We start from the raw sequence: 18867 nt of genomic DNA, 5'->3' as shown, positions 1-18867 counted from the left end.
CTGTCTCCTGTTAGTTGGTATGAAAACCGCTCCCCGTGGGCGGCGCGGCCTTGGCGCACTCCATTCGGGTTACCGTCGCCGTGCGGGGTCCGTGCTCCAGCCAGCCCAGCATCATTTGTACCTGCTGCTCCGGGCCGGCGATCAGCACCTCGACCGAGCCATCCTCCAGGTTGTAGGCATGCCCCCGAAGCCCCAGCTGCAGCGCGCGTTCCCGGGTAAAGTAACGAAACCCGACCCCCTGCACCTGACCCCAGACCCGAACGACAAACGATTGCTCTCCCATTTTCAGCACCTTTTCCTTAAGAAATTTCCCTCCAAGGCGATAATGACTGCGACACATCTCCCCTTGCAGGACGCAATATCATTATGAAAGAAGTTAAATTCCGTTGGGTTGACCGCTATCTCATTCACCTCACGATCAGCGAAAAATTTCTCATCACCTTCTGGTGCCCGCTCCTGTTCATCGCCTTCCTCACCTGGTACCTGCTGGCCGATGGCCATGATCAGCAGATGCAGGTTAGGCTGGATCAGCTCAAGCAAAGGGTCGAGACCGCCGCCCAACTGGTGAGTCAGCAGCCCGGCCTCAGCCTGCCAGCCGAGCTCACTCTCGCTCAGACGGGCAGCGCCGGCCTGAGTCAGCAGGGGGATCATTACAGTGTCAGCGCGAGCGCAGGCCAGGCCGGGTTTGTCACCGGCACCCTGGATGCCAGCCGTTACTCCATGTGGGATGGTCAGGGCACCGCCCTCACCATCATCGCCGTGCTGGCCGCCCTGCTGGCCCTCATCACCCACTACCTGATGACCTTCGTCTCAGGCGCGCTCTACTCCACCAACAAGGCACTGCAGACAGTAGCAGGCGGCGATCTCACCTTCCGTCTCAACTTCTTCCCGGTGCGGGACGAGTTTTCCATCCTGGCGGGCAGCATCGACAAGTTCACCGATCGCCAGCACAAGATAGTGCGTCTCGTGGATGAGTCCGCCGAGGCGCTGGCCATGGCCGCCGACGAGTTCCGCGAGCATGCCAGCGACGGGGAGACCCTGGCCCGTGCCCAGCGCCAGCACATGGACTCCCTGGCCGCCGCCATGGAGCAGATGTCCGCCGCCATCCGGGAAGTGGCTCGCAACGCCAACGACACCCTGCTGCAGACCCGCCAGTCCAGCGAGGAGGCCGCCAACGGCGCCGAGCGGGTGGCCCGCACCATCACGGCGATCCGTACCCTGGCCGACGAGATAGGCAACGCCTCCGGCGCAGTCGAGCGACTGACCCACAACGCCAATCGCATCAATGAGGTGGTCAGCGTCATCAACGCCATCTCCCAGCAGACCAACCTGCTGGCGCTCAATGCCGCCATCGAGGCCGCCCGGGCCGGCGAGCAGGGCCGCGGTTTTGCGGTGGTAGCCGACGAGGTGCGCACCCTCGCCAGCCGCACCCAGCAGGCCACGGTGGAGATCCAGCAGATGATCGAGGAGCTGCAGGCTGGCACAGGCGCGCTCAACGACATCATGGAGAAGACGGTCGGCCGCGCCGCCAGCAGCCAGCAGCTCATCACCGAGGTGGGGCAGGACATCGACAAGCTGAGCAGCCACAGCGATGCGGTGCTGGAGATGAGCACCCAGATCGCCACCTCCAGCGAGGAGCAGAGCTCGGTGGCCGAGGAGATCACCCGCAACCTGGATCAGGTGCGCCACGAGGCGAGCCGGGTGGAAGAGTCGGCCAGCGCCTCGGTGGCCGGCACCTCCGGCCTCAAGGCCACCGCCACCGAGCTCAGCCAGGCCATGACCGGCTTGCGGATCTAGTCAAGCGTTCGCCTCGTGGCAACAAGAGGACTCCCCAGCGGGGAGCCCTCGTTTTTGGTCCGGTTTTCCACGCAGGCACATGCCTCACCGGCCTCACGAGCAGCATGAAAGCTGGCTTAACGCGGAGCTTGCTACTAAAATACGCCCCCTCTTCTTTCTGGCATCGGTAAACACCCATGAGCGCTTACATCTACCTCGTCAAAGGCCGCGAAAAATCCCTGCTGCGCCGTCACCCCTGGATCTTCTCCAAGGGGATTGAGCGGGTTGAAGGCAACCCCATCGACGGCGATACCGTCGAGATCTACGCCAACGATGGCAAGTGGCTCGCCCGCGGCGCCTGGTCCGGCAGCTCCCAGATCCGCGCCCGGGTCTGGACCTTCGACAAAGACGAGACCGTCGATCTGGACTTCTTCCTCCGTCGCCTCAAATATGCCCAGGAGTCCCGGGATCCGCTGATCAAGCGCCAGGGCCTCACCGGCTATCGTCTGTGCGCCGCCGAGTCGGACGGCCTGCCGGGCCTGACCATCGACCGTTATGCCGACTTCCTGGTGTGCCAGATCCTCTCCGCCGGGGCCGAATTCCAGCGCGAACTGATCACCCAGGCCCTGCGTACCCTCTACCCCGAGTGCAGCATCTATGAGCGCTCCGACGTGGCGGTACGCAAGAAGGAAGGCCTGAAAGAGCGCACCGGCGTCATCCATGGGGAAACCCCGAGCGAGCCCGTGGTCATCGAAGAGAACGGCGTCAAGATCCTGGTGGACATCCGCAACGGTCACAAGACCGGTTTCTATCTGGATCAGCGCGACAACCGTCAGGCGGTGGCCAAGTACACCGAAGGCAAGCGGGTGCTCAACTGCTTCAGCTACACCGGCGGCTTCGGCATCTATGCCCTCAAGGGCGGCGCCAAGGAAGTGGTCAACGTGGATCTCTCCCAGACTGCGCTAGATACCGCTCGCCAGAACGCCGAGCTGAACGGGCTGGATCTCTCCAACACCCAGTTCATCCGTCACGATGTGTTCAAGCTGCTGCGGGAATACCGCGAGAAGGGTGAGAAGTTCGACGTCATCGTGCTGGATCCGCCGAAGTTTGCCGAGAGTAAGGCCCAGCTGCTGGGCGCCTGCCGCGGCTACAAGGACATCAACATGCTGGCGTTCCAGCTGCTGGCGCCGGGCGGCGTGCTCTTGACCTACTCCTGCTCCGGCCTGATGGAGCAGAGCCTGTTCCAAAAAATCGTGGCGGATGCGGCGCTGGATGCCGGTCGCGATGCACAGATCCTGGAGCTCCTGTCCCAGGCATCCGATCACCCTATCGGTACCGCCTATCCGGAAGGCTTCTACCTCAAGGGCCTGGTGGTCCGCGCCCGCTAAGCCGCAGCGACCGCGGGACCTCCCTCTGCCAGTACAGGGAGCCCACCACAGCGTCATGGAAAAGGCCCGCTATCGCTAGCGGGCCTTTTGTTTGCGCCCCTCCACGGCAAGAGATAACGAAGGTCACGCTGACCAAGGAGATGGCAGACACTTGCCACAGATACCCATCGAATCGCCGGCCCTTCACTGCCAACCGCTGGGCTTGGGAAACTCAACCCCAAGGACAGGAGAGAGAACCACGCTCTTGTCTATGCAAAAAACTGCGTATTCAATCACTGATATTGAAAATTCTACGGGGAAATATCGACACTATTTTCATAAAAAATCATTTTCACGCATAAAGCATTACTTTCCACCCTGCTGATGCAACCCTCACCCTGCGTACTCGCTGCTGTCTGGATCGGCAAGCTGTCGAGCCTGGCGGTGCGTGCCCGCCAAGCCGAGCGCTCCTCCTCGCCAACGTAAACAGGCCCGCAATTGCGGGCCTGTTTTGTTTGCCGTTTCCCCTCGGCCAGGAGCCAGGCCTGACATGCTTGCCGGCCTGGCGCACCCGATGATCAGGGTGTGGTGATGTTGAACCAGAACTCGAATTTATCCATGTAGCCCAACAGCTCGTGCAGTTTCTCTGGCTTGCCGCTGATCTTCACTTCGCCCTTGTCTTGCGCCTGCTGGAGCGTCTCCTCCTTCAAGATGATCTTGTTGAGGGTATCGCGACTCAGGGTCACTGTTGCATCGGCATCTTTGGCTTCGGCATCGGCGGTGTGGTTGAGCACGCCGTTTTCCAGCTCCAGCTTGTACTTGCCGCCTTGGGCACCGAGATCGATGTTCAGCACCGACTTGGCACTGGCCGCCTTCTCACCGTTGATGTGCAACGCCAGGTAGTCAAAGAACATCTCGGGCGTCATGGCGCGCACCGTATCCGGGCTGGCGGTGTTCGGCGTCGGCAGCTTCACCACCCCGTTGCGCAGCTCTTGCGCGCCGGTCAGATAGAAGTTTCGCCATGGACCGGATTCGGCCTGATAACCGAGCTGCTCGAGGGCATCTGCCTCCAGATCCCTGGCCGCCTTGTTGTCTGGATCGGCGAATACCACCTTGCTGACCACCTGCGCGACCCAGCGGTAGTGACCCTGGGCGAAGTCCTCCTGCGCTTTTTTCAGGATGTTGTCGGCCCCACCCATGTAGTCGACATATTTCTTCGCGGCCTCCACCGGTGGCAGCTCATCCAGGGTGGCCGGGTTGCCATCGAACCAGCCCAGATAGAGCACATAGGTGGCCTTGACGTTATGGCTGAGCGAGCCGTAGTAGCCTCGGTTCGCCCAGGTGTTGGCCAGGCTGGGTGGCAGTGTGAACTTGGCGGCTATCTCATCGCGGGTATAACCCTCGTTCGCCATGCGCAGCGTCTGATCGTTGATGTAACGATAGAGATCACGCTGGCTCTTGATGAGCTGCTTGACGTTCTCATTGCCCCAGGTCGGCCAGTGGTGCTGCGCCATGATGATCTCGGCCTTGTCACCCCAGAGGGTCAGCGCCTGGTTCAGGTATTTGGACCAGGGCAAGGGCTCGCGGATCTTGGCGCCGCGCAGGGAATAGGTGTTGTGCAGGGTGTGGGTGACATCTTCGGCCGTCTGGATGACTTTCTTCTCCTCGATGAACCAGAGCATCTCGGCGGGAGCCTCGGAGCCAGGTGCCATCATGAAGTCATAGGTCAGGCCATCGATGACCCGCTTCTCCCCAGTCTTGGTAACATAGTCGGTGGGCGCGATCAGGGTGACGGTACCGGCGGAGGTGGTGGTGCCCAACCCGGCGCCAACCTGCCCCTTGGCATCCGGCTTGAGCAGGTTGCCATACATGTAGCTGGCCCGGCGGCTCATCACGTTGCCCGCCATGATGTTCTCGGCCACGGCGGATTCCATGAAGCCGGCGGGCGCGTAAATCTTCACCTTGCCGGCCTTGACGTCCGCTTCGTCCACCACCCCGCGCACACCGCCGTAGTGATCGACGTGGCTATGGGTGTAGATCACCGCGACCACAGGCTTCTTGCCGCGCTGCTTGAAGTAAAGCTCCATCCCCACTTTGGCCGTCTCGGCCGAGACGAGGGGATCCACCACTGTGACCCCCTCCTTGCCCTCGATGATGGTCATGTTGGACAGATCGAGGTTGCGGATCTGGTAGATACCCTCGGTGACTTCAAACAGGCCGCTGATGTTGATGAGCTGAGCTTGGCGCCAGAGGCTGGGGTTGACCGTGTCCGGGGCCTTTTCCCCCTCCTTGATGAAGGTGTACTGCTTGGGATCCCAGATCACATTGCCCTGCTCGCCCTTGATCACCGCATCCGGCAATGGCGCGATGAAGCCCTTGTGGGCATCGGTGAAATCCGTCTTGTTGGCAAAGGGCAGCTGTTTATAGAGGGCATCATTGGCCTGCTTGGTGGCCGCTGTCGCCTCTTTGGGGCTCACTTGAGCAAATCCTGGAACGGCAACAGTGGCGAGCATACCCGCCAATGCAACACTCTTGGCAATCTGGGTCAGTCTCATTCTTGAATCCTCGATTAGTTAACATTTATGACGTTTTCATACCGGTCACCCTGGGTCATTCAGCGATGACGATTCAATCCCAGTCAGGGTACAGGAATCGAATGAGAATCTTAACCACCTGTTTACATTAAAATATCGTTTCTGTAATCAACCGACCAGGTACGCAACCTGGGATGAAAGTGACCATGGGAGTGGGCTCCTTACCGCTCCCATGATGGACCATCGTCTCAGTCACGATCCGGCGCCCCCAGCGGGAAGTAGTGGCGATAGGGCCTCGCCTCGTCCACCACCCGCACGACGGAGGGGTGGCCGAGCAGGCGGGCACGATAGGCCCGAAGCTGTGCGCAGGCCGGCGGGATCTCGTGAGCCCAGTCGGCGTAGAAAAGCGAGGGGGCGGCGGCGCAATCGGCCAGGGTGAACGTCTCCCCCGCCGCCCAGTGACGTCCCCTGAGGTGCTCATCGAGCCAGGGATAGATCTTGTTCAGGATCTCCCGGGCCTGGGCCACACCGTAGCTGTCGCGCTCGGCCGCCGGACGCAGCCTGTCCAGCACCACCTTCTGCATGGGGGTCATCACATAGTTGTCGAACAGGCGATCCAGCATATGCACCTCTATGCCCGCCTCTTCCGCCGGCACCAGGGTACTGGGGCCCGGATGCCACTGCTGGAGATACTCGATGATGGTGCTGCTCTCGAGCAGGGTATGGCCGTTGTCCACCAGCACGGGGAAGCGCTGGAGCGGCCATAGGCTGACCAGTTCGGCCTTGACCGTGGGGGATTCCAGATTGTGGTACTCGAACGCCAGCGCGTTCTCATAGAGGGCAATCAGCACCTTCTGGCTGTAGGACGAGAAGGGATGGGCATAGAGTTTCATATCACCGACTCCTTATATTCCGTTGTGCTTACCAAATAAACAGTGCACTTCATTCACAAAACAAGACAAAAGCAGATGAATACGCCTTAAAGGACGATTCCTGCCACTATCCCTGCTCCTTGAAGGCGAGCACCATGACGCCCCCGGCGATGAGACCGATACCGAGCCATTCCCGCAGGGAGGGCCGCTCTCCTAAAAACAGGACGGCGAAGATCACCACCAGTACCAGGCTGAACTTGTCGATGGGTGCCACCTGAGCGACATTGCCCAGTTGCAGGGCGCGGAAATAGCAGAGCCAGGAGGCCCCGGTGGCGAGCCCGGAGAGGCCGAGGAACAGCCAGCTGTGGCCGGAGAGCGCCAGCGGATTACTCCACTGGCGGGTGCCGGCCACATAGAGGCAGAGCAGCACGAAGACGATGGCGGTACGGATCAGGGTCGCCAGATCCGAGTTGATCTGCGCCACGCCGAGCTTGGCGAAGATGGCGGTCAGGGCGGCGAAGAGGGCCGACAACAGGGCCCAGCCAAACCAGTTCATGGCCGAAAAAAGCGAGGTACTCATGCTCTTGCCTTGCAACACAGGGGTGAGCTAGTTGTAGCAGAGCCTGAAGAGGACGGGATCCCGCTCATCACCGGGGTGTACAGCTCGTCGCATCTTGCCTTCTGCCCATCCATCTCGCCTCAATTGCGAGTCGGATCCCTCATCCTCTTTGTGGCATAATGCCCCGTCCCGTGGCCTTTGGTGGCGCGGTGTGGGACCCGTTCCCACTGCGTGGCGCACCTTGTCTGCCCGCCATGCCACCAGGCTCATCCGTTTTCTGCGATTATCCGCACTGTTATTATCCGCAATGCGATGGCCGCACCCATATCGAACCGCTTCACGCGAGCGTGAACCATAGAGGGGTCAGTATGTCTTCCATTCGTCTCACCCAATACAGCCACGGCGCTGGCTGCGGCTGCAAAATCTCCCCCAAGGTGCTCGACACCATTCTCAAGAGCCAGATCCCGGGTTTTGACGATCCGACTCTCATCGTTGGCAACAGCAGCAAGGATGACGCCGCCGTGGTGGACATCGGCAACGGCCAGGGCATCGTCTCCACCACCGATTTTTTCATGCCCATCGTCGATGATCCCTTCACCTTCGGCCGCATCGCCGCCACCAACGCCATCAGCGACATCTATGCCATGGGCGGCAAACCCATCGTCGCCATCGCCATCCTCGGCTGGCCCATCAACACGCTCGAGCCTGAGATTGCCCAGCAGGTGATCGACGGTGGTCGCCAGGTGTGCCACGAGGCGGGCATTTCCCTGGCCGGTGGTCACAGCATCGATGCCCCCGAGCCCATCTTCGGCCTCGCCGTGACCGGCATAGTGCCGCTCGATGCCATCAAGCAGAACGACACCGCCCAGGCGGGCGACGTGCTCTATCTGACCAAGCCCCTCGGCATCGGCATCCTCACCACCGCCCAGAAGAAGGGCAAGCTCAAGCCCGAGCACGAGCAACTGGCCCCCGACGCCATGTGTACCCTCAACAAGATTGGCCAGCGCTTCGCCGCGCTCCAAGGCGTGCATGCCATGACCGACGTCACCGGCTTTGGCTTGGCGGGTCATCTGCTGGAGATGTGCGAAGGCTCCAGGCTCTGCGCCCGTCTCGATTTCAAAGCGCTGCCCCTGCTGGACGAGGTGGATTACTACCTGGCCGAGGGCTGCGTGCCCGGCGGCACCCTGCGCAATCACGACTCCTATGGCCACAAGCTCGATGCCATGGACGATCGCACCCGCAACATCCTCTGCGATCCGCAAACCAGCGGTGGCCTGCTGGTGGCGGTCGGCAAAGAGAGCGAGGCCGAGCTGCTGGCCATTGCCCGTGAGGCCGGGCTCTCCCTCTCCCCCGTCGGGCTGATGAAGCCGCTGGATGGCGAGCGCTTCATCGAGGTCATCCAATGAGTGCGTTGCCACAGGCGACGGATCTGGCCCGCATCTTCCTCGAAGACGTGCCGCTCATCGACCTGCGCGCCCCCATCGAGTTCAAGGACGGCGCCTTCCCCAGCGCCATCAACCTGCCGCTGATGACGGACGAGGAGCGCGCCCAGGTCGGTACCTGCTTCAAGCAGCAGGGTCAGGCCGCCGCCATCGCCCTCGGCCACCAGCTGGTGGGAGGAGCCGTGCGGGCAGAACGCATGGAAGGCTGGCTGGCGCAGTTGCGCCAGCAGCCCGATGCCCTGCTCTACTGCTTTCGCGGCGGCTTGCGCTCCCAGACGGTGCAGCAGTGGCTGGCCGAAGCCGGCGTCACCCGCCCACGGGTGGCCGGTGGCTACAAGGAGCTGCGTCGCTTCCTCATGGATACCCAAGACAAGGCTTCGGCCGAGTGTCACTGGACAGTGCTGACCGGCATGACCGGCTCCGGCAAGACCCACATGCTGGCAAAGGTCGCCCAGGCGGTGGATCTGGAGGGGCACGCCCACCACAGGGGATCCTCCTTTGGTCAGCTGCCGGGTGGGCAGCCCAGCAACATCAACTTCGAGAACAAGCTCGCCATCGAGCTGCTCAAGCGCCGCCACTTAGGGGAATCTGCCTTCGTGGTGGAAGACGAGAGCCGCCTCATCGGTCGCTGCGCCCTGCCGCTGAACCTCTATGAGGCCATGTGCCAGGCCCCGCTGGTGGTGGTGGATGTGCCGCAAGACGAGCGCGCCGAGCAGATCCGCATCGATTACGTGCAGGATCTCTGGCAGCGCTATCTGGAGATGTATGGCGCCGAGGACGGCTGGCCGCTGTTTGCCGCCTACCTGACCGATGCCCTCGCTCGCCTCAAGCGCCGTCTCGGGGACAAGGATCATCGGGAGCTGGATGCGCTGATGCAGGCGGCCCTCGCCGAGCAGGCCCAGAGCGGCAATACCGAGCTGCATCTGGCCTGGATCCGCCTCCTGCTGACCCGCTACTACGACCCCATGTATCTCTATCAGCTGGACAACAAGCGTGAGCGAGTGCATTTCAGGGGCGACAAGCAGGCCTGTCTCGCCTTTTTTGCAGAACAACATGCTAACAAGACTAACCAGAAGAGTCCGATATGTTGAAATTTGAGATTATCCCGGTCACTCCCTTTGCCCAGAACTGCTCCCTCATCTGGTGTGACGAGACCCGCCAGGCGGCGCTGATCGATCCCGGTGGCGAGGCGGACAAGCTGCTGGCGGCCATCGAGCGACACCAGCTGGTGCTGGAGAAAATCATCCTGACCCACGGCCACCTCGATCACGTAGGCGCCGCCGCCGAGCTGCGCACCCGCACCGGTGTGCGCATCACGGGCCCCCACCAGGAAGACGCCTTCTGGCTCGACATGCTGCCCCAGCAGAGCCAGATGTTCGGTTTCCCCCACACGCCCGCCTTCAGCCCGGACAGCTGGCTGGTACAGGGTGACAAGGTGACCGTCGGCAACTGTGAGCTGGAGGTCTATTTCTGCCCCGGCCACACCCCTGGCCATGTGGTGTTGCTCAGCCAGGCCGAGCGGCTCGCCTGGGTCGGCGACGTGCTGTTTGCCGGCGGCATCGGCCGCACCGACTTCCCCCGTGGCGATCACGGCACCCTCATTCGCTCGATCACCGAGACCCTGTTGCCGCTTGGCGATGACATCGTCTTCGTGCCAGGCCACGGCCCCAGCTCCACCTTCGGCTGCGAGCGGGTCAGCAATCCCTACCTCACCCAGCCGGTCTGGTAGGCTCGGGATGACGAGAAGGGCGACCCTGGGGTCGCCCTTCTTTATGGCTCGTACCTGATGCCTGACAGCCGGTCACCCATTCCCGAGCGCCAGAATGCAAAAAGCCACTCCGGGGAGTGGCTCTTCATTCAACCGAACTGACGCAATTAGATGCGTACGAAGTCCAGGTGAACCAGCTTGTAACGTACAGGGTGACGTTGGATCGCCTTGACGTTTACTTTTACTTCTTCACCGTTGATGACCAGGGTCAGCTCGGAGGAGTAGAACTCCGGCTTCTCTTGGGCCAGGATCAGCTTCTTGTGATCCACAGTGATGGAAACGGCTTCTTTACCAGCACCGTAAACGATGGCAGGAACTTGGTCAGCGTGACGCAGGCGGCGGCTCGCACCTTTCCCCAGGTCAGAACGGACTTCAGCTTGGAATACGAAAGACATAGTGTTTATCTCTTTTAAGATGAATGTATGGTGTTGACTGCGACCGGTCAGCACCTCGCAAAACGAGCGCGCATACTAGCATGGGCCCAAGGCGGATACAAGCCAGAGACCCGTCACCCTCGGCCCCCGGTTTCCCATCAGACAACCTCTGCTGTCGAGACCACGCCGGATCTCATCCAGGGGCTGTCTGCCCTTCGCATGTCGACCCCCCATCAGACAGACTGCAACTGCCGAGTCGCCGGGGACCACTGCTCTCAGCGCCCCTGCTCCAATCGGGCAAATTGCTGCTGACGCTGCACCGGGCTCATGGCATCGAACTGGGCCAGGGTCTCGGCCCGCGGACAATAGAGGCTCTGCCCGGTCTGTACCCTGATCCCCTTGCCCATGCTGGTGCGATTGTCCTCCACCAGGGCCAGCAGATAACTGTAGGTATCGGCCCCTCCCGTGCCCCCCTGCGACACCAGCTGGCTCGCAATGCGCCAGAGGGTCTCGCCCGCCGCAACCTGATGACAGACCCGCGATCCCGCCGCTGGCGCCGACAGGGTCAGGGTTGTCTCCTCAAGCCGCGTTGTGGCGGCAAGCTGCACCTGGGCTGGCTCCGAAGGGGGGGTATTCAAGGCCCCATGGCGCACCAGGCTGGCCAACAGTGGCTCCGGCGGCGCCAGTCGGTGACTTTCCCCACCGATACCGGGCAGGGAAAACTCGGCGATGAAGGGCTGGTTCAGCCCCTCCTGTGACGGCATGGGGGCAGACATGCCGACGGCCGGATTGACCGCTTGATGGGGCGCCATGCCATAGGCCATCTCGTCGATGCGCTTGAGCCGGGCCAAGTAGGCCTTGGAGAGCTCGGCCTCCCCCTCGAATAAGTCGAATGGGGGGACCAGCCGGGCGGGGAACAGCACCAGCCAATGGCCGTTCTTTTTCTTCTGCTCCAGCGGCGGGAACTGGTTGCCCCGCCAGGCCACGAAGATGGACGGCACGGCGCGGTGGACCGGATAATATTCCGGATTCAGCTGTACCCAGGTTTGTTCCGCGATGGGTTGATATCCGCTGATATTGACCAGCGCCACCCCTAACCAGATCCCCAGCATCCTGCGCCCTCCCCCTTTCTCCTGGTTTCCTCGTTCCCCTGCTCCCCGTCCCTCTTCGACAATGGTTCAGAAAACAGATACATAGCAGCTTAGCACTGCGCTATCGCATTGAGCACCCGTTTATCGGAGACCGGATAGGGGGTGCCCAACTGCTGGGCGAAGAACGACACCCGCAGCTCCTCGATCATCCAGCGGATATTGGCCACCTCGGTCGGGATCGGCTGGGATTTAGGCGTCTTGGCGAGCAGCGCCTTGTAGTCCGCTTCGACGCTCTGCACCTTGAGCATGTAGACCCGGTCGCGGTTAGGGTCGATGGCCAGCTTCTCGAGGCGCCGCTCGATGGCGCGCAGGTAGCGCAGCAAGTCCGGCAGCCGCTGCCAGCCGGTCTCGGTGACAAAGCCCTTGTGGATGAGGTTGCCAAGCTGCTGCTGGATGTCCGACATGGCAAAGGCGGTGTCGAGCTGCATCTTGCCCTTGAGCCGCTTCTTGATCTCATGGGACAGGGTCAGCACCGCCTCCACCTGGCTCGCCACCTCGACCACGGCATCGTTCAGCTCGGCGCGCACGAACTCCTTGAGCGCCTCGAAGCCCGCCTCGTCCCAGGCCAGGCCGCCGTGGCGCTCGATGAGCTTGTCACAGCCACAGGCGATGCAGTCGTCAATGAGCTCCGCCACCTTGCCGAAGGGGTTGAAATAGAGCCCGAGCTTGGCCTTGTTCGGCAGCTTCTCCTGCAGGTACTTGATGGGGGATGGCACGTTGAGCAGGATCAGCCGACGCTGGCCGCTCCACATCAGTTGCTGCTGGGCAACCGGGCTCTCCACCAGCTGGATGGCGACCGAATCCTTCTGATCCACCAGGGCCGGATAGGCCTTCACCTCGAAGCCCGCCCGCTTCTGGCTGTATTCCTTGGGCAACTCGCCAAAGCTCCACAGGGTGAGGCCGGACTGCTCTATGTCGTCATCCGCCACCTGGGAGAGCGTCTCCTGCACGCGCCCGCGCAGCGACTCTTTTAGCGCTTCCAGATCCTTGCCCTCGGCGATGGGCTTGTGCTTGTCGTCCACCACCCGGAAGGTGAGTTTCAGGTGATCGGGCACCGCAGCCCAATCCCAGGCTTCGCGGGGCACAGTCACCCCTGTCATGCGCCGCAGCTGGCGCTCCATCTCGTCCAGCAGCGGCCCCTGCTCCGGGTTGATGCTGGCGAGCAGCGCATCGGCATAGTTGGGGGCCGGCACGAAGTTCTTGCGCATCGGCTTTGGCATCGACTTGATCAGCGCCACCAGCAACTCGTGGCGCAGGCCGGGGATCAGCCACTCGAAGCCTTTCACCTCTACCTGGTTGAGCAGCGGCAACGGGATGTGCAGGGTGACGCCGTCCGCCGCCTCCCCGGGCTCGAACTGGTAGGTCAGCTTGAGCTTGAGGCGCCCCTGTTGCCAGAAGTTGGGGTAGTCGAGATCGCTGATGTGGGCGGCATCCCCCTTCATCAACATCTCTTTCTCGAAGTTCAGCAGTTCGGGATCCTGCTTTTGCGCCTCTTTCCACCACTTGTCGAAGTGGCGGGCAGAGATCACATCCTCTGGCAGGCGGGCGTCGTAGAAGCGGAACAGATCCTCGTCGTCCACCAGGATGTCGCGGCGACGGGACTTGTGCTCCAGCGCCTCCACCTCGGCCAACAGTTTACGGTTCTCGCCAAAGAAGCGGTGACGGGTCTCGAAATCCCCCTCTACCAGGGCGCGGCGGATAAACAGCTCGCGGCACTGGTCGGGATCGATGCGGCTGAAGTTGATGAGCCGCTCGTTCACCAGGGTCAGGCCATAGAGTGTCACCTTCTCCTTGGCCATGACGGCGCCATTTTTCTTCGACCAGTGGGGATCGCTGTGGTGCAGCTTGATGAGGTGGCCCGCCAGGGGCTCCACCCACTCGGGCTCAATCTTGCCGTTGATGCGGGCATAGAGCCGTGAGGTCTCCACCAGCTCGGCGGCCATCACCCACTTGGGCGGCTTCTTGAACAGCCCCGAGGCCGGGAACAGGTGGAAGCGGCCGTTGCGGGCACCGAGGAACTCGGGCTTCTCCAGATCCTTGTTGCCGATGTGGCTGAGCAGGCCGGTCAGCAGGGCGCAGTGCACCGCCTTGAAGTCCGCCGGTTCAGCATTGCTCTTGAAGCCCAGCTCCTTGACGCTCTGGCGCAGCTGGAAGTGAATGTCCTGCCATTCGCGCACCCGCAGATAGGAGAGAAACTCCTTCTGGCACAGGCGGCGGAACGGGTTGCTGCCCAACAGATCCTGCTGCTCTTTCAGGTAATTCCACAGGTTGACGAAGGCGAGGAAGTCGGAATCCTTGTCCTCGAAGCGCCTGTGCTGCTCGTCGGCGGCCTGCTTCTTCTCCATGGGCCGCTCGCGGGGATCCTGGATGCTGAGCCCTGCGGTGATCACCAGCACCTCACTGAGGCAGCCGGTCTGGGCGGCGCTGATCACCATCCTGGCCAGCCTGGGATCGAGCGGGATGCGCGACAACTGGCGACCGGTGTCGGTCAGCTGCAGACGGGCCTCTTGCTCCTCACTCCCATGAGGGTTTGGCAACTCACGCACCGCCTCCAGCTCCTTGAGCAGGGTCAGGCCGTCCTTGATGTGGCGGGATTCGGGCGGCTCGACGAAGGGGAAGGCCTCCATGTTGCCAAGCCCCAGCGCCAGCATCTGCAAGATGACGGAGGCCAGGTTGGTGCGCAGGATCTCGGGATCCGTGAAGGCGGGCCTGTTGTTGAAATCTTCCTCCGAATAGAGGCGGATACAGATACCGTCCGCCACCCGGCCGCAACGTCCCTTGCGCTGGTTGGCGCTGGCCTGGGAGACGGGCTCGATGGGCAGGCGCTGCACCTTGGTGCGCCAGGAGTAACGGCTGATACGGGCGGTACCGGGATCGATCACGTAGCGGATGCCCGGCACGGTGAGGGAGGTTTCCGCCACGTTGGTGGCGAGCACGATGCGCCGCCCGGCGTGTTGCTGGAACACCTTGTTCTGCTCGGCGTTGGAGAGGCGCGCATAGAGCGGCAGCACCTCGGTGTCGCGCAGGTTGAGTTTGCGCAGGGCGTCGGCGGTGTCGCGGATCTCCCGCTCGCCGTTCATGAAGATGAGGATGTCCCCCAGTCCTTCGCGGGCCAGCTCCTCGACCGCATCGAAGATCCCCTGCAGCTCGTCGCGCTCATCCCCGCTCTCCTTGCCATCGCTCTTTTTGTCTTCAAACAAGGGGCGATAGCGCACCTCCACCGGATAGGTGCGGCCGGACACTTCGATGACCGGCGCCTGGTTGAAGTGGCGGGAGAAGCGCTGGGGATCGATGGTGGCCGAGGTGATGATCACCTTGAGATCCGGGCGCCTTGGCAGCAACTGCTTGAGGTAGCCGAGGATGAAGTCGATGTTGAGGCTGCGCTCGTGAGCCTCATCAATGATGATGGTGTCGTACTGGGTCAGCATCCTGTCGTGCTGGATCTCCGCCAGCAGGATGCCGTCTGTCATCAGCTTGATGTGGGTCTGTTCGCTCACCTGATCCGTGAAGCGCACCTTGTAACCCACGTACTGGCCGAGCTCGGACTGCATCTCCTCGGCGATGCGGGCCGCCACGGTACGGGCCGCCAGCCGGCGTGGCTGGGTGTGGCCTATGTAGCCCTTGACCCCGCGCCCGAGCGCCAGGCAGATCTTGGGGATCTGGGTGGTCTTGCCCGAGCCGGTTTCGCCGGCGATGATCACCACCTGATGCTCACCGATCGCCTTGGCGATTTCGGCCTGCTTCTGGCTGACCGGCAGGTTGTCCGGGTAGGTGACGCTGGGCACCCCAGCCAGGCGGGACTGATAGCGCGCCTGCGCCACATCCAGATCGGCGGCGATGGTCTCCAGCACGGCGGCCTGTTTGCCCTCAGGCAGTTTCTTGACCCCGTGCAGACGGCTTACGATTCGGCGGGCGTCGAGATTCATGCAGACAGAGAGACGGCGGCGCAGCGCCTCGATAGAGAGAGACAAGGTACTGATTCCTTAGTGGGGGCCTTCAAAGGCCAATGCGATAGCTGGGGCAGATCCTATAAAAAATCAGTCAGTTGTGCATGGATTTTGTTATGCGGATTGCAGTGGAAACAGCCTACAGCATTTAGCATCCAACTGGGGCCCACTATGTATCCGAAGAAAATCAACCTCAACACCAGCCTCTTATTGCGGGGCCGCACTTGGCACATTCACTGGAACGTACCGCGAACACTGCGCAGCAATCCCTACTTCAAGGGGCAAAAGATTTACGCTAAGACGTTACAGACCAAAGATGTTTTTGAAGCCCGGAAGATGCGCGACTTGCTTGTGTCTAAGTTCCGACAGATGGCTGACATCTCAGCGACTCACGCTGCCCGCAGTGCCTTCATGGTGCAGTACACGAAAGCCAGCAAGGCCGTCGAAGAGACAAAGCGGGAGCTTGCCTATGTGGACAGTGTAAAGGCGTTAAACGCTTGGGAGACGCTCGAATCAGCTTTTAACGTGGATGCTGTTATTGAGAAAGGGGATCTGGTGCGAGCGGAAGCTTGCCTTACGGCTATTCCTACGGAGCCAGAAGAGGTGGCGCCTGCCCCCATGACACTCTATGAAGCCGCTGAGCGATTTGTTAACGCCTGCGAGGGGGACGTTGCTCAGAACACCCTCCGCAGAGCCAAGATAGCAACGGCGAGTCTTCTTAAGACGATTGGGGGCAAGGATACAAAGCTGAAGGACGTGACATCCCGACAAGTCACCCGATGGATCAACAGTATCAGCGGAGACATCGCAGACAACACGCGAAAGGGGTATTTGGGAGCGCTTCAAAAGATGTGGTATTGGGCGTGGGAGAACGAGCACGTAGACGGCACCAGTCCTTTCAAGGGGATCAAGATGCAACGGCAAGGGGACGAAGCCAGTTACGAACCTTTCACGCCCGAGGAAGTCCAGAAGATGGCCAGAGTGGCACAGCCTGATTTGTCAGCACTGGTTAGATTCGGACTCATCACTGGCTGCCGTATCAGTGAACTTGTGGGACTCACCGCCGCCAGCTTTATCGTCGTTGAGGGTATTCACGCCATCCAGATCAAGGACGGCAAGACAGAGGCGGCAGCGCGTGTGATCCCCCTCCCCCCAGTCTTATGGACTACCTGCAAGCAATGCGTGGAAGCTGGCATGTGGGCCGGAACTGTAACGATGTGGTCTCAACGGTTCGGGGCGCTCAAGCTGAAAGCTACCGGGAAGAAAGATCGAACAAAAGCATTCCACTCCTTCCGCCACATGACGGCCACGGCTTACGAACGGGAGCACATAGAGGAACGGATCACGTCCGTCATCCTCGGTCATAAGAACAAGCGCGGGGAATCCATGTCCTATGGCCTCTACTCTGCAGGCCTTGCGCCCAAGCAGTACTTGGAAGCCGTTGAGCAGATGCTCGCAGGGGTGTACATGGCCTCCTTCTTGGCACTGTTCAACACGCAATCACCTCAAGACTGCGCCGGATAACCCGTTGATAGGTAATAGGAAGATTATTCAAATACTGTTTTTTAAATGCGCAACCGTTTGCCTGCCACAGCTCTTGTACAGCTCCGCTTTGCTACCATCCCACCACTTATTGAGCCCCGTAGGAGTCACCTTCTTCGGAGACCCCATGTTGGCCACTCACTCGCTGGGTTGCCGTAACCATAACGATAAAGAACGGGATAAAGAGAATGAAAGCAGTGGCGTTTGGCCGGGTCATGATCTTGGCGGCAGCGGTGTCACTTGGGCTGGGGGGATGTGCTGCTCCTACTGCAACGGCACCACAGGGCGGGCAGGTGCTGAACGGGGAAGCCAGTAAAGATGCCGGGCAGGAAAGTGCCGAGTCCCAATACTTGAGGGGGCTTGCGTACACCCTTGGGGAAGAGGTGGTACAGGACAATAAGCAAGCTGTTTACTGGTATCGCAAGTCTGCCATGCAGGGGCATGCTGGGGCTCAATGCATGCTGGGTGCTTCATACAATGATGGCCTGGGTGTACCACAAGACTACAAGCAAGCTGTTTATTGGTATCGCAAGTCTGCCGAACAGGGGAATGCTGTGGCTCAGTGCTTATTGGGGGCGGCTTATAAATTTGGACAAGGTGTGCCACAGGATTATGAGCAGGCGTTTTACTGGTTCAGTAAGTCGGCTGTGCAAGAGGATACTGATGCTCTATTTGAGTTAGGCTCGGTGTACTTTAGTGGGCGGGGTGTCCAAAAGGATAAAAAACAAGCAATTCAATGGTTCAAAAAGGCTGCTGAGCAAGGGCATGCTGTGGCTCAATTCGTGTTAGGGGGGCTGTACTTCGAGGGGGAAACTGTACCCCAAGACTACAAGCAAGCTGTTTACTGGTTCAGTAAGTCTGCCGGGCAGGAGCATGCTGAGGCTCAATACAGGCTTGGAGGAATGTATTACTATGGCCTGGGTGTCCCCCAAGACTACAAGCAAGCTGTTTATTGGTACCGTAAATCGGCTGAACAAGGGAATGCTAAGGCTCAGTCTATGGTAGGGGGGGGCTACTCTAGGGGGGATGGTGTCCCCCAAGATTACAAACAAGCTGTTTACTGGTATAGCAAGTCTGCCGAACAGGGGAATGCTGGGGCTCAATTCGGGCTGGGAATTATGCATGCTCATGGTAACGGTGTTCTCCAAAATAATCAGCAAGCCTATGCTTGGTTCTCAGTAGCTGTAGCTAATGGCGCAAAAGCTGCGTCAAAATTTCGTGACGAGGCAGCTGGGAAGTTGACCCCTGAAGCTCTTATCGAAGCCCAAGCGTTAGCCGCTCAATACTTCGAGCAGTACCAACCCAAAGCGGAACAGTAACCCCCTCCCTACCGCCTAGCCCTGCACGGACGCGGGGCATCTACTTGTATTCGGCTCACCTCGTTCCAGCTCAGGCCGACTTGGTGTTTCTGTAGTGGTCTAATCATCCCGGACACCATTTTAGGTGGTACAGTCGCCACCAAGATCAGAGGTGTTCAATGACAAGATTACGTCGCTCATTTACTGCTGAATTCAAACTCGAAGCCGCATCCCTGG

The 18867-nt window shown here is 60.7% G+C and carries 14 protein-coding genes; 7 read left to right on the top strand and 7 right to left on the bottom strand.

Annotated features, from left to right (window positions below; all coding sequences use genetic code 11):
* Positions 1-10: 10 nt before the first annotated feature.
* Entirely contained in the window at positions 11-283 is a 273-nt protein-coding gene (locus MM194_RS20350) for an acylphosphatase (protein ID WP_033130801.1), read from the bottom strand.
* Positions 284-366: 83 nt separating this feature from the next.
* Between MM194_RS20350 and MM194_RS20345 the strand changes: the two genes are divergently transcribed.
* Together MM194_RS20345 and MM194_RS20340 are read left to right on the top strand one after the other, a co-directional pair.
* Positions 367-1797 (top strand): methyl-accepting chemotaxis protein, encoded by a 1431-nt coding sequence (locus MM194_RS20345; RefSeq protein ID WP_241344736.1) that lies wholly within the window; start codon positions 367-369, stop codon positions 1795-1797.
* A gap of 176 nt (positions 1798-1973) precedes the next feature.
* Positions 1974-3164, top strand: a complete 1191-nt coding sequence (locus MM194_RS20340; RefSeq protein ID WP_033130799.1) for a class I SAM-dependent methyltransferase — start codon at positions 1974-1976, stop codon at positions 3162-3164.
* 557 nt (positions 3165-3721) lie between these two features.
* Here the strand turns inward: MM194_RS20340 and MM194_RS20335 are convergent.
* The 3 genes from MM194_RS20335 to MM194_RS20325 all read right to left on the bottom strand — a co-directional run bounded on the left by MM194_RS20335 (position 3722) and on the right by MM194_RS20325 (position 7129).
* Positions 3722-5698 (bottom strand): alkyl sulfatase dimerization domain-containing protein, encoded by a 1977-nt coding sequence (locus MM194_RS20335; protein WP_033130798.1) that lies wholly within the window; start codon positions 5696-5698, stop codon positions 3722-3724.
* A 227-nt stretch (positions 5699-5925) separates the two neighbouring features.
* Positions 5926-6570, bottom strand: a complete 645-nt coding sequence (locus MM194_RS20330; protein ID WP_033130797.1) for a glutathione S-transferase family protein — start codon at positions 6568-6570, stop codon at positions 5926-5928.
* A gap of 106 nt (positions 6571-6676) precedes the next feature.
* Positions 6677-7129: an EamA family transporter gene (locus MM194_RS20325; protein ID WP_033130796.1), complete on the bottom strand. Its 453-nt coding sequence runs from the start codon at positions 7127-7129 to the stop codon at positions 6677-6679.
* Between the two features lie 347 nt (positions 7130-7476).
* Between MM194_RS20325 and selD the strand changes: the two genes are divergently transcribed.
* From selD to MM194_RS20310, 3 genes are read left to right on the top strand one after another with little or no spacing between them, the layout of a single operon-like run.
* The gene (gene selD, locus MM194_RS20320; protein ID WP_033130795.1) at positions 7477-8514 is read left to right on the top strand and encodes a selenide, water dikinase SelD; all 1038 of its coding nucleotides are present in this window, start codon (positions 7477-7479) and stop codon (positions 8512-8514) included.
* The gene (gene mnmH / locus MM194_RS20315) at positions 8511-9641 is read left to right on the top strand and encodes a tRNA 2-selenouridine(34) synthase MnmH (protein ID WP_241344735.1); all 1131 of its coding nucleotides are present in this window, start codon (positions 8511-8513) and stop codon (positions 9639-9641) included. The genes selD and mnmH overlap by 4 nt, the downstream gene beginning before the upstream one ends.
* Complete coding sequence (locus MM194_RS20310; protein ID WP_033130793.1) at positions 9635-10279, top strand: MBL fold metallo-hydrolase; 645 nt, start codon at positions 9635-9637, stop codon at positions 10277-10279. Before mnmH ends, MM194_RS20310 begins: the two co-directional genes overlap by 7 nt.
* A gap of 146 nt (positions 10280-10425) precedes the next feature.
* On the opposite strand, the gene rplY is transcribed toward MM194_RS20310, so the two are convergent.
* From rplY to hrpA, 3 genes are all read right to left on the bottom strand, one after another.
* Positions 10426-10713 carry a 50S ribosomal protein L25 gene (gene rplY, locus MM194_RS20305; RefSeq protein WP_033130792.1) on the bottom strand — a complete coding sequence of 96 codons (288 nt, stop codon included), beginning with the start codon at positions 10711-10713 and terminating at the stop codon, positions 10426-10428.
* A 254-nt stretch (positions 10714-10967) separates the two neighbouring features.
* Complete coding sequence (locus tag MM194_RS20300) at positions 10968-11804, bottom strand: hypothetical protein (protein ID WP_033130791.1); 837 nt, start codon at positions 11802-11804, stop codon at positions 10968-10970.
* 89 nt (positions 11805-11893) lie between these two features.
* Positions 11894-15814, bottom strand: a complete 3921-nt coding sequence (gene hrpA, locus MM194_RS20295; protein ID WP_241344734.1) for an ATP-dependent RNA helicase HrpA — start codon at positions 15812-15814, stop codon at positions 11894-11896.
* A gap of 147 nt (positions 15815-15961) precedes the next feature.
* Here hrpA and MM194_RS20290 point away from each other — a divergent pair, with 147 nt between their 5' ends.
* Both MM194_RS20290 and MM194_RS20285 read left to right on the top strand, forming a co-directional pair.
* A complete protein-coding gene (locus MM194_RS20290; protein ID WP_241344733.1) occupies positions 15962-17314 on the top strand; it encodes a tyrosine-type recombinase/integrase in 1353 nt (450 codons plus the stop codon).
* A gap of 206 nt (positions 17315-17520) precedes the next feature.
* Complete coding sequence (locus MM194_RS20285; RefSeq protein WP_241344732.1) at positions 17521-18651, top strand: SEL1-like repeat protein; 1131 nt, start codon at positions 17521-17523, stop codon at positions 18649-18651.
* Positions 18652-18867 lie beyond the last annotated feature (216 nt).

The organism is Aeromonas sp. MR16, from assembly GCF_022549315.1.
GTDB lineage: Bacteria > Pseudomonadota > Gammaproteobacteria > Enterobacterales > Aeromonadaceae > Aeromonas > Aeromonas aquatica.
Note: the sequence above shows the minus strand (reverse complement) of the source record. Positions and strands in the feature narration are given on the sequence as shown.

What these genes read in the sequence shown, in the direction of transcription:
- MM194_RS20350 (WP_033130801.1), bottom strand. Translation starts at nt 283, where the DNA reads ATGGGAGAGCAATCGTTTGTCGTTCGGGTCTGGGGTCAGGTGCAGGGG.
- MM194_RS20345 (WP_241344736.1), top strand. Translation starts at nt 367, where the DNA reads ATGAAAGAAGTTAAATTCCGTTGGGTTGACCGCTATCTCATTCACCTC.
- MM194_RS20340 (WP_033130799.1), top strand. Translation starts at nt 1,974, where the DNA reads ATGAGCGCTTACATCTACCTCGTCAAAGGCCGCGAAAAATCCCTGCTG.
- MM194_RS20335 (WP_033130798.1), bottom strand. Translation starts at nt 5,698, where the DNA reads ATGAGACTGACCCAGATTGCCAAGAGTGTTGCATTGGCGGGTATGCTC.
- MM194_RS20330 (WP_033130797.1), bottom strand. Translation starts at nt 6,570, where the DNA reads ATGAAACTCTATGCCCATCCCTTCTCGTCCTACAGCCAGAAGGTGCTG.
- MM194_RS20325 (WP_033130796.1), bottom strand. Translation starts at nt 7,129, where the DNA reads ATGAGTACCTCGCTTTTTTCGGCCATGAACTGGTTTGGCTGGGCCCTG.
- selD (WP_033130795.1), top strand. Translation starts at nt 7,477, where the DNA reads ATGTCTTCCATTCGTCTCACCCAATACAGCCACGGCGCTGGCTGCGGC.
- mnmH (WP_241344735.1), top strand. Translation starts at nt 8,511, where the DNA reads ATGAGTGCGTTGCCACAGGCGACGGATCTGGCCCGCATCTTCCTCGAA.
- MM194_RS20310 (WP_033130793.1), top strand. Translation starts at nt 9,635, where the DNA reads ATGTTGAAATTTGAGATTATCCCGGTCACTCCCTTTGCCCAGAACTGC.
- rplY (WP_033130792.1), bottom strand. Translation starts at nt 10,713, where the DNA reads ATGTCTTTCGTATTCCAAGCTGAAGTCCGTTCTGACCTGGGGAAAGGT.
- MM194_RS20300 (WP_033130791.1), bottom strand. Translation starts at nt 11,804, where the DNA reads ATGCTGGGGATCTGGTTAGGGGTGGCGCTGGTCAATATCAGCGGATAT.
- MM194_RS20290 (WP_241344733.1), top strand. Translation starts at nt 15,962, where the DNA reads ATGTATCCGAAGAAAATCAACCTCAACACCAGCCTCTTATTGCGGGGC.
- MM194_RS20285 (WP_241344732.1), top strand. Translation starts at nt 17,521, where the DNA reads ATGAAAGCAGTGGCGTTTGGCCGGGTCATGATCTTGGCGGCAGCGGTG.